The organism is Actinospica sp. (assembly GCF_035552695.1).
Taxonomy (GTDB): Bacteria; Actinomycetota; Actinomycetes; order Streptomycetales; family Catenulisporaceae; genus Actinospica.
Genome location: NZ_DASZKT010000186.1, coordinates 1 through 9,338, shown reverse-complemented (window position 1 = coordinate 9,338; position 9,338 = coordinate 1). Strand labels below are relative to the sequence as shown.

At 68.9% G+C, this 9,338-nt stretch carries 11 protein-coding genes and 1 pseudogene; 9 read left to right on the top strand and 3 right to left on the bottom strand.

What is annotated here, in order from left to right; genetic code table 11:
- On the bottom strand, positions 1-354 hold a 354-nt coding region (locus VG296_RS21700; RefSeq protein ID WP_325568442.1), incomplete at its 3' end, for an NAD(P)H-dependent oxidoreductase.
- An 86-nt stretch (positions 355-440) separates the two neighbouring features.
- On the opposite strand from VG296_RS21700, the gene VG296_RS21695 reads away from it, so the two are divergent.
- Entirely contained in the window at positions 441-1,055 is a 615-nt protein-coding gene (locus VG296_RS21695; RefSeq protein ID WP_325568441.1) for a helix-turn-helix domain-containing protein, read from the top strand.
- A gap of 126 nt (positions 1,056-1,181) precedes the next feature.
- Positions 1,182-1,622: a nitroreductase family deazaflavin-dependent oxidoreductase gene (locus tag VG296_RS21690; protein WP_325568439.1), complete on the top strand. Its 441-nt coding sequence runs from the start codon at positions 1,182-1,184 to the stop codon at positions 1,620-1,622.
- On the opposite strand, the gene VG296_RS21685 is transcribed toward VG296_RS21690, so the two are convergent.
- Positions 1,603-1,788, bottom strand: a complete 186-nt coding sequence (locus VG296_RS21685; protein ID WP_325568437.1) for an SPOR domain-containing protein — start codon at positions 1,786-1,788, stop codon at positions 1,603-1,605. The two genes, VG296_RS21690 and VG296_RS21685, sit on opposite strands and share 20 nt — an antisense overlap.
- Positions 1,789-1,921: 133 nt before the next feature.
- On the opposite strand from VG296_RS21685, the gene VG296_RS21680 reads away from it, so the two are divergent.
- The 3 genes from VG296_RS21680 (at position 1,922) to VG296_RS21670 (ending at position 5,842) form a co-directional block, all read left to right on the top strand.
- On the top strand, positions 1,922-2,419 hold the full coding sequence (locus VG296_RS21680) for a hypothetical protein (protein WP_325568435.1): 498 nt from the start codon (positions 1,922-1,924) through the stop codon (positions 2,417-2,419).
- Between the two features lie 122 nt (positions 2,420-2,541).
- A complete protein-coding gene (locus VG296_RS21675; RefSeq protein WP_325568433.1) occupies positions 2,542-3,336 on the top strand; it encodes an FkbM family methyltransferase in 795 nt (264 codons plus the stop codon).
- Between the two features lie 34 nt (positions 3,337-3,370).
- The gene (locus VG296_RS21670) at positions 3,371-5,842 is read left to right on the top strand and encodes an ATP-binding cassette domain-containing protein (protein ID WP_325568431.1); all 2,472 of its coding nucleotides are present in this window, start codon (positions 3,371-3,373) and stop codon (positions 5,840-5,842) included.
- Between the two features lie 82 nt (positions 5,843-5,924).
- On the opposite strand, the gene VG296_RS21665 is transcribed toward VG296_RS21670, so the two are convergent.
- Positions 5,925-6,497, bottom strand: coding sequence for a hypothetical protein (locus VG296_RS21665; protein WP_325568429.1), 573 nt, complete (start codon positions 6,495-6,497; stop codon positions 5,925-5,927).
- A 200-nt stretch (positions 6,498-6,697) separates the two neighbouring features.
- Here VG296_RS21665 and VG296_RS21660 point away from each other — a divergent pair, with 200 nt between their 5' ends.
- From VG296_RS21660 to VG296_RS21645, 4 genes and pseudogenes are all read left to right on the top strand, one after another.
- Complete coding sequence (locus tag VG296_RS21660) at positions 6,698-7,213, top strand: SigE family RNA polymerase sigma factor (RefSeq protein ID WP_325568425.1); 516 nt, start codon at positions 6,698-6,700, stop codon at positions 7,211-7,213.
- A gap of 26 nt (positions 7,214-7,239) precedes the next feature.
- Positions 7,240-7,977 (top strand): hypothetical protein, encoded by a 738-nt coding sequence (locus tag VG296_RS21655; RefSeq protein ID WP_325568423.1) that lies wholly within the window; start codon positions 7,240-7,242, stop codon positions 7,975-7,977.
- 87 nt (positions 7,978-8,064) lie between these two features.
- Positions 8,065-8,427 (top strand): DUF1304 domain-containing protein, encoded by a 363-nt coding sequence (locus VG296_RS21650; protein ID WP_325568421.1) that lies wholly within the window; start codon positions 8,065-8,067, stop codon positions 8,425-8,427.
- A gap of 160 nt (positions 8,428-8,587) precedes the next feature.
- A pseudogene (locus VG296_RS21645) lies at positions 8,588-9,338 on the top strand (hypothetical protein); the annotation flags it as partial.

Below are 9,338 nucleotides of genomic sequence, written 5' to 3'. Positions count from 1 at the left end.
GGAGCCGTAGGAGACGAAGGCCGCCGCCTTGTTGTTCCACTCGGCGTGCAGGTAGTCGATCGCGTTCTTCAGTACGCCGGAGGTGGAGTGGTTGTACTCCGGGCTGACGAAGATGAAGCCGTCGTACTGGTTGATCGTCGCCGCCCAGGCCTTGGTGTGCTCGTTCGCGTACTGGCCCATGGCCGGCGGCATCGCCTCGTCCAGGTGCGGCAGCGGGTAGTCCGCCAGGTCCACGAGTTCGTACTTCGCGCCGGTGCGGGCCGAGGCCTTTTCCATGACCCAGTCGGCCACGGCCTTGCCGTTGCGTCCGGGCCGCGTGCTGCCGAGGATGATCGCGATCTTCAGGTCGCTCATGGGGGCTCCCAATCTGTGAGTGTCGTGCCGGCTGTCACCTTAACGGACTTTCCCCCGTTTAGTATTCCGGCCGGTAGGCTTGACCCATGGAACGTTCCGTCCTGTCCCTGGGCGCACCGCGTGCCGAGCGCGCCGACGCCGTACGCAACCGACAGCACCTGCTCGCCACGGCCCGCGAGATGCTGGCGGAGCAGTGCGGCGCGGACAGCCTGACCATGGACGGGCTGGCCGAGCGGGCCAAGCTCGGCAAGGGGACGGTCTTCCGCCGGTTCGGCACCCGCGCGGGGATCTTCCAGGCGCTGCTGGACGACGATGAAGTGGCCTTTCAGGAGCAGGTGATGGCCGGGCCGCCGCCGCTGGGTCCGGGCGCGGCCCCGCTGGAGCGCCTGATCGCGTACGGCCGCGCCAGGATCGCCTTTCTGATCAGCCACAGCGAGATCGCGCGCGCCGCGCTCGACGGGAACCAGTCCGTACCGGCCGGCACCGAGACGCCGCTGTCCCGGGCGCACATCCGCATGCTGCTCGGGCAGATGCGGCTCGAGGGCGCCGATCTCGACATGCTGGCCGTCCAGCTCACCGCCGCCCTCGACGGCCCGCTGCTGCTCTTTCTCTCGGCCGCCGACCTCACCGAGCCGCCCGGAGCCGACGCGCGGATAGCCCGAGCCTGGCAGGACCTCGTCCAGCGCGTCTGCGGGAGCTGACCGGCCCCCTCCCGATCCCTCGCCACCACCCGGAATATCAAACGGGGTAAGGTCCGTTTAGCACTTCGGCGGTGCGGCAATGTGCCGTGGTAGCCGAGTGAATCGACGGATTGGATGGTGCACGTCATGCCTCTCACCGGAGTGTACGAGCCGAGCGCGTTCGACTTCAGCCGCAACCAGGTCGAGCTCTACGAGCGCACCGGAGGCGCCGAGGGCGCCGACAACCAGGGCAAGCCGGTGATCCTGCTGACGTCGGTGGGCGCCAAGACCGGGAAGCTGCGCAAGACGCCGCTGATGCGCGTCGAGCACGACGGCCGGTACGCCGTGGTGGCCTCGCTGGGCGGCGCGCCCAAGCACCCGGTCTGGTACTACAACCTGATCGCGAACCCGCACGTGGAACTCCAGGACGGCCCCGTCAAGAAGGACTACCAGGCCGCTGAGGTCCACGACGAGGAGTACGAGGCCTGGCTCGAGCGGGCGGTCGCGGCCTGGCCGGACTACGCCGAGTACCAGAAGAAGACCACGAGGAAGATGCCGATCTTCGTCCTCACGCCTTTCGAGGCATAGGACTCTCACTGACCCAATACGTTTGCTTATGCATGACGCCTGATTCGAGGTCGGCGAGGCGGTGCTGGGCGGCGGCCTCGTCGGCGTGCGCCGAGACGAGGTAGCGGTTGCCGTTGTCGTCCTGACGCCACACCTCCCAGCGCCGAGCTGCGGTGGCTTCGTCCATGCGCGCCAGCATAACCGCGGGCAGACTGCGCTACTCCATGCCCCGCTTTCCGGGTGCCCAGAACGGCTTGACCCGGATGTTCCGGCGCGGCCAGCCGTGCTCACGCATCAGATATCCGCGTACCGCCTGACAAGTGCGGGCCTCCCCAGCCGGCGAACTGTCCGCAGGCCTCGACATCGATACCGTCCTCGACGCGGCGTCCGGCCCGAGCAAGTGGGTCACCGATCTGTACGTGACCACGTACGCCGCCGACCAGGCCTATCGGGTCCAGCGCGGTTACGCCAGGATCGGCACGATGAAGACCCAGTCGCGCATCGACGTGCCCAGGCCCTTCGCGCACCTGAACGCCGGGCCGGTCACCGTCGCCGGGATCGCCTGGGCCACCGACCGCGGCATCGCCGATGTCCAGGTGCAGATCGACAACGGGCCCTGGCAGCCCGCGCGCCTGGCCGCCTCGGACAGCCCGGACACCTGGCGGCAGTGGACCTACGACTGGCAGGCCGGCGCGGGCACCCACTCAATCCAGGTGCGCGCCGCCGACGACTCCGGCCAGTACCAGACCGGCACTCAGGCCGGCCCGTACCCGTCCGGAGCCTCGGGCTGTGAAAGCCTCGTCGTCATCGTCGCCTGATGGCGGAGGCGCAGATCGGCCGCGGCGAGCTCCAACGCGTACGAGAATTAAGCGTACCGATCCGACACCTCGGCGACCTAGACCTGTTGGCTCACAGCCTGGTAAGTCTCTGGGGTGTGACCATGGACGCGATCGACCTTCACTGCATCAATCCCTGGGAGGTCTCCTTCCTTCGCCAGGAAGTAGGCAGCTACTTCGCCCACGGCATCGAGTTCGCGCCTGGCGCGACCGTGTTGGACGTCGGCAGCAACATCGGCGTCTTCTCGGCAGCCGTCTACGAACGGCTGGGCGGCGATGCGCGGATCTACGCGTTCGAGCCGCTGCCGCCGCTCTACGCCACGCTCGAACGCAACGCACGCGACTTCTTCGACGGACACCTGACCGCGCTGCCTTATGGGCTGGCGTCCGGTGACAACGAACTCGATTTCAGCTACTTTCCGGCCGCCACGATCTTCTCCTCGTCCTGGCGGGACCAGGACAATGTCGAGGACGAGCGGCGGCGGGTCACTGCCAGCATCGTCGCGATGATCCGCCAGGGCGACTTGGGGCGGGTGCTGCGCCGTGTGCCGGCGCCCGTCCTGCGCGCGCTCGTCGGTCGCCGGCTGCGGGTGATGCGGCAGATCGAGACGCACCGGGTGCGGGTCAGGCCACTGTCAGCGGTGCTCGACGAGCAGGGCATCGACCACGTCGACCTGCTCAAGATCGATGTCGAGGGTGCCGAACTCGACGTCCTGCGAGGCATCGAGGACCGGCATTGGCCGCTGGTCAGACAGGCCGTCGTCGAGGTCGAGGGCTGGGGACGGAACCGCGACACCATCCGCGAGGTGTTCGTCGCGCACGGCTTCACGGTCAGCGCGGAGCAGGACGCGGTCCAGCAGGCCGCTGACATCGGGTTGGTGTTCGCACGCCGGACGTAGCCGGTGGCCTTTGGTCGATGCGAGGATGACGGGCATGCACGGAACTCCGGCCGCGCCGGTCAACATGCTCACGCTGCAGAGGCTGCCCGCCGGCTCGGAGCGCTTCTTCGACGGCAGCAGGCCCGTCACCATAGGCCGAGACGCCGGCGCCGACGTGGTGCTGCCGGATTTCGGCGCCTCGCGCCTGCACGCGGTGCTGCGACTTGAGAACGCGGGCTGGGTGTTCGAGGACCGCGGCTCCGGGTACGGGAGCTTCCTCGACGGGCGGCGGGTGACCCGGCTGCCGGTGGACCGGCCGATGATCCTCGCGCTGGGCTCGGACAACGGCGGCAGCCGAATACGCCTGGTGCCGCCCGCTCCGGGCGGCGAGACCGACCCGGACATCCCCACCATGCCGGTCTTCGCCGACGGGCATTTCGCGCCGGGCACGTTCCGGGGCACGTATCGCGCCGCGAACCGGATCCGAATCGGCCGGGCGCTGGACAACGACATCGTTGTCGACGACCTTCTCGCCTCCCGACACCATGCGGAGCTGCGCACGACCCGCGGCGGGGCCTTCGAGCTGCTGGATCTCGGCAGCCAGAACGGCACCTACGTCGACGGTCGCTCGGTCTCCGGGCGCACGCGGCTGCGCGAGGGCGCGCTCGTCGCCGTCGGGGACACGCTGCTGCGCCTGCAGAACGGCACGCTCGAGCGGTACGTCGACCACGGGCAGGCCGCGTTCTGCGCACTGGGTCTCACGGTTCACGCGGGTCGCAAGGTTCTGCTCGACGAGGTCAGCTTCGCCCTGGAAGGCGGGCAGTTCCTCGCCGTGCTCGGCCCCACCGGCGCGGGAAAGTCCACTCTGCTCAGGGCCCTGACGGGCGCGCGGCCGGCCGACCGCGGCTCGGTGCTCTACAACGGCCGCGACCTCTACGCCTCCTACGCCGAACTGCGCAACCGCATCGGCTATGTGCCGCAAGACGACATCCTGCATCCCGAACTCACCGTCAAGGCGGCGCTCGACTACGCGGCGCGGCTGCGTTTTCCGCCGGACGTGCCCGCCTCGGACCGTTCCGCGCGCGTCCTCGAGGTCATGACCGAACTCGGGCTCGCGGACCGCGCCGGGATTCCCGTGGAGAAGCTCTCCGGCGGGCAGCGCAAGCGGACGTCCGTGGCCATCGAACTGCTGACCCGCCCCTCGCTGCTGATCCTCGACGAGCCGACCTCCGGCCTCGACCCGGGTTACGAGGAGAGCGTGATGGAGTTGCTGCGCGACCTCGCGGCGAGCGGACGGACCGTCGTCACGGTCACCCATTCGGTGCAGAGCCTCGACCTGTGCGACCGGATCCTGTTCCTCGCCGCGGGCGGCCAGACCGCCTACTTCGGGCCGCCCGAGCTGGCCCTGCCGCACTTCGACCAGCCCGGCTACGCGAAGGTCTTCCAGCATCTCGACCGTTCCGCGCCGGGACAGGCGAAGGAGGAGTTCGCCCGATCCACCATGCAGCGGCTGTACGTCTCGGAACCGCTTGCCGCGCAACGGGATCTGGCCGGGCAGACGGCGGCCGATCCGGAGAACCCGCGGCGCAATCCGCACCCCTGGCACCAGCTGCGCACGCTGGTACGCCGGTACCTCTCGCTGATCAGCACGGACAAACGCAATACGCTGCTTCTGTTCGCGCAGGCGCCGATACTCGGGCTGCTGATGCTCGCGGCCTTCGGCACGGACAACCTCGTGCCGGGGACGGTCAAGCCGATGGGGAACTCCCCCACCGTCCTGTTCGCGCTGACGCTCGCGGCCAGCTATCTCGGCGCCGGCAACTCGATCCGCGAGATCGTCAAGGAACGGCCGATCCTCACCAGGGAACGCTCCGTCGGCCAGTCGACGGCCGCCTACATCCTGAGCAAGACATTGACACTTGGCGTCATCACCGTCGTCGAATCCTTCGTCCTCACCTACCTGGCACTGCTCCGGCAGGGCGGCCCGGGACGCGGCCTGGTCTTGGCCGACGGCCACCTCGAAATGGCCATCGAGGTATCGCTGGCAGGACTGAGCGCGATGGCGCTGGGGCTCATGGTCTCCGCGCTCTCCAGCAACGCCGACAAGGTCATGACGATCCTGCCGATCATCCTGTTCGCGCAGTTCGTGCTGAGCGGCTCGGCCTTCCCGGTGCGCGGGACGGCGGGACTGGATCAGATCTCGTACCTCTCCAGCGCGCGCTGGGCCTATTCCGCGTCCGCCTCCACCGTCGACCTCGACAAGCTGTTCGGCACCGGGTGCAACGGCCAGAAGTCGCCGACCGGCACCGTGATGCTTGCCCGCTGCGATCCCGCGCACGCCCCGACGAAGCGCGCCTGGGCGAGTGACATCGGGTTGCTCGGCGGACTGACCGTGCTCGAACTGTTCGGGGCGGGGCTGGCCGTCCGACCGATCGGACGGCCGCGCCGGCGAACGTCCCGCTATGCGCGGCGAGCGCGAGCACGGCCTTCGGCACGCGATTCATCGCGCCGCAGGCGGCGACGCTGACCGGACCGACCGGGGCGGCCGCGGGTGCTGGATCCGTGGCCGCCCCGGCATTGGCCGCGGGTGCGGTCGTGCGTGGGTGGCGCTAGTCTCCCGAGCCGCCGTGACAGGTCGTCGGCGGCGTGAACAGCGGGGTGGTGTCGACCGGCTCGCTGGATGGCGGGTTCTGGATCACCGTCGAGTGCCGGGTCCAGGTGGACTCGCAGTTGTACAGCGCGGCCTTCTCAGGACTATGAGTCGAGTTGGCGTCGCCGCCCATCCACAGGTCCACGTGGTTGGAGTTGACTCCGCCGCACGGATTGCACTGGTCTTCGTGGATGAAGTACTTCTTGAGGAACGGCACGTAGATCTTCTGGCACCACGGGCCGTTGAGGTCGTTCGGTTCGGCGTAGGTCACGGGGTTGCTGTAGGTGCCCACGCCGCCGGCCACCTGGTGGATGCAGGGGTGCGCGATGGCCTTGCCGGGCGGGGTGTTGTCGACGTACCCGTAGAAGGTCACGAAGTCGTTGACCGACGACGAGGCCGGCCGCACGGACGCCTGCGCGGCGCCCTGGGACGTGGTGGCGTTCGCGGACGCGGTGCCGAACAGCAGCGCGGCGCCGAGCGCGAACAGGGTGAGCAGCGAGAGAACCAGGCTGCGGGATCCGGTGAGCTTCATCCTTCCTCCGTGGATCGTGGGTTCCGCAAGGTTAGGAAAGCTGCCTTACTTGATGTGGCGGAGCGTACGACCGCCCTGACGCGCCGTCAAGGGGAAAGCTTGGCCCGGGGATGCAACCTCGCGGGCCCGAGCGCGCTCTGGAGAGGTTGTGGACGGGCGGCATCGAGCCGCCCCTCGGGAATGTGAGGGAGGGCATTGCCGTGGATGACGACTTCGCGTCCTTCGCTGGGGAGCGACAACAGCAGCTGTACCGGACCGCGTACCTGCTGTGCGGAAACCGCGAGCGGGCACAGGATCTCGTGCAGTCGACGCTGGTGTCGCTGTTGCGGTCCTGGACCAAGGTGCGCGATGCCGAGAACCTCGACGCCTACGCCAAGTCCGCCTTGATCCGCGCGTTCCGCTCGGAGCGCCGGAAGTTCCGGCGCGAGGCGGAGATCAGGACGCTGGCCTACAGCCGCGACCCGAGCGTCGGCACACACGACCCCGCGAGCGAGGCGGAACTACGGGTCCTGATCCTCGAAGCCCTGCGCACCCTGCCGCCGAGGCCGCGCGCGATGGTCATCCTGCGCTACTGGGAGGACCTGTCGATCGAGGAGACCGCGGCGGTCATGGGGTGCAGCACCGGCAACGTCAAGAGCCAGTGCTCGCGCTCGCTCGAGAAACTGCGCGCCCGCTTCGACGGGCGCTTCAACGAGCTCGTCGGCAGCAACCCGTGACCCGTGACCAGCAGTCAGGAGTACCGATGGAACTGCACGAACTGTTCAGCACCGCGGTCGAGGACCTTCCGGACGCGCCGGATCTGCTCCCGAGCGTGGAGCGGACGCTCCGCCGCCGTACGGTCCGATACCGAGTCGGCGCCGTCGCCGCGACCAGCGCGTTGGTCGTCGGCGTGGGGGCCGTGACGATGGCCGCGCCCTGGAGCCGACACGCCCAGCCCGCGACGCAGGCCTCTGTCGCCGTCGACGCACCGAACGGCAGCTTTCCGCAGCAGCTCATCGATTTGCTGCAGGCGCACTGGCCGATCGAGGGGCAGAAGATCAGCTGGGATCCCGCGGATGGCACGGCCGGCACGAGCTCGGCGACGTACAACCAGTACTGGCAGAAGCTGTCGTACACGGTCAAGTCGGCGGCCAGCTCGTACAACCTCCAAGTCAGGTTCTTCCCCGACAAGCCGGACGCGCACCCGCTGCCGGAGTCGACCGTGTGTCCGCCCGCGCAGTGCTGGACCGGCACCAATGGGTGGCAGGTGTCGGCGCCTGGGGGGACCGACACGACGAACGGGGTGGCGTACGTGATGGACGGCAGCACCTCGATCTCCAGCATCATGGTCGACGGCGTCAACGTGCCGAGCGAATCGCAACTGCGGCAGTTGCTCTCGTCCGAGACCTGGCGCCAGCTCTACCAGCTCGCGGTCGACGACGGAATGACGACCGTACCGCCGATTCCCAACGCCACTCCCAGCGCCGTTTCCAACAGGTGACCAGTGCGGAAGCCCCATAACCAAGGCGTGTGCCGATACACTCGGCGCGCACGGCTGGAGGGCTTACTGAGAGGGCTGGGGCCGAGGATGAAGACGACCGCCGAAGTGCTGGTTGGTCTGGTGGCCGCGCTGCACGTCTACATCATGGTGATGGAGATGTTCCTCTGGGAGCGCAAGCCGGGGCGCGAGCTCTCCGGCTTTGACGCGGAGATGGCGCGCGCCACCGCGCCGCTGGCGGCGAACCAGGGCCTGTACAACGGGTTCCTGGCGGCGGGCCTGGTCTGGGGCCTGATCGCCGCCGACCCGACCGGCCACCGGGTACAGGTCTTCTTCACCGTCTGCGTGACCGTCGCCGGGGTGTACGGCGGGATCACCGCGAACCGGCGGATCCTGCTCGCCCAGGCACTGCCAGGCGCGGTCGCCCTAGCCGCCGTGCTGATCGCCGCGTAGCGCTCCTGCCGTCGATCGAGGCCCGGCGGCCGAGCGGTTGACGGACGGCCGAAGCGTTTCCATACTCTCACTCGATCCGCCTTTCGGAAACGTTTCCGGCCGCGCCCGCGCACTACCCACCGCGCGCGGCGCCGCACCGAAGGAGCACCCACCCGTGATCATGTCCAGAGCTCTGATGATGACGGCTGCCGCCGCCGTGGCGCTCGCCCCGCAGTTCGCCGGTACGCCGCCGGCCGCGGCGGACTCCGTCCCCGCCGCGCAACCCGGCGCGGTCGGCCGCAGCCTCTCCCCCGCCGCCAACACAACCGCGCAGAACATCTACCCCGACGTCCGCGATCCGGGCCTCGCCGCCAACGACCGCGTGACCGCCACGGTGTCGGTCTGGTCGCGCGACATCGTGCTGCACATCGACGATCCCGACGACATGGCCTGGGCCGAGATATCCAACGGCACCGCCACCGACGAGACCTGGCTCGACCGCTCGTACGACGGCGGCCAGACCTGGAGCAGCGGATCAAAGCTCGGAGACACCACCATCCCCACCGGCGACACCGAGTGGCGCACCATGATGTACAACATCGACAATCCCTCGGCCGGGCAGGTCGGGGTGATCCGGGCGTGCGGCAAGGCCGGGGACCGCACTGACATCGTCTGCACGCCGTGGCTGAGCACGCCCACCGTCGTCCAGAACATCTACCCGGACGGCCGCGATCCGGGTCTCGCCGGCAGCAGTCGCGTGGCCGCCACGGTGTCGGTGTGGTCGAGGAATATCGCGCTGCACGTCGATGACGCCGACGACATGGCCTGGGCCGACATCTCCAACGGCACCGCCACCGACGAGACCTGGCTCGACCGCTCGTACGACGGCGGCCAGACCTGGAGCAGCGGATCAAAGCTCGGAGACACCACCA

Bases quoted from the DNA above. Each gene is read 5' to 3' on its own strand.
- VG296_RS21695 (WP_325568441.1), top strand. From the start codon at position 441: ATGGAACGTTCCGTCCTGTCCCTGGGCGCACCGCGTGCCGAGCGCGCC.
- VG296_RS21690 (WP_325568439.1), top strand. From the start codon at position 1,182: ATGCCTCTCACCGGAGTGTACGAGCCGAGCGCGTTCGACTTCAGCCGC.
- VG296_RS21685 (WP_325568437.1), bottom strand. From the start codon at position 1,788: ATGGACGAAGCCACCGCAGCTCGGCGCTGGGAGGTGTGGCGTCAGGAC.
- VG296_RS21675 (WP_325568433.1), top strand. From the start codon at position 2,542: ATGGACGCGATCGACCTTCACTGCATCAATCCCTGGGAGGTCTCCTTC.
- VG296_RS21670 (WP_325568431.1), top strand. From the start codon at position 3,371: ATGCACGGAACTCCGGCCGCGCCGGTCAACATGCTCACGCTGCAGAGG.
- VG296_RS21665 (WP_325568429.1), bottom strand. From the start codon at position 6,497: ATGAAGCTCACCGGATCCCGCAGCCTGGTTCTCTCGCTGCTCACCCTG.
- VG296_RS21655 (WP_325568423.1), top strand. From the start codon at position 7,240: ATGGAACTGCACGAACTGTTCAGCACCGCGGTCGAGGACCTTCCGGAC.
- VG296_RS21650 (WP_325568421.1), top strand. From the start codon at position 8,065: ATGAAGACGACCGCCGAAGTGCTGGTTGGTCTGGTGGCCGCGCTGCAC.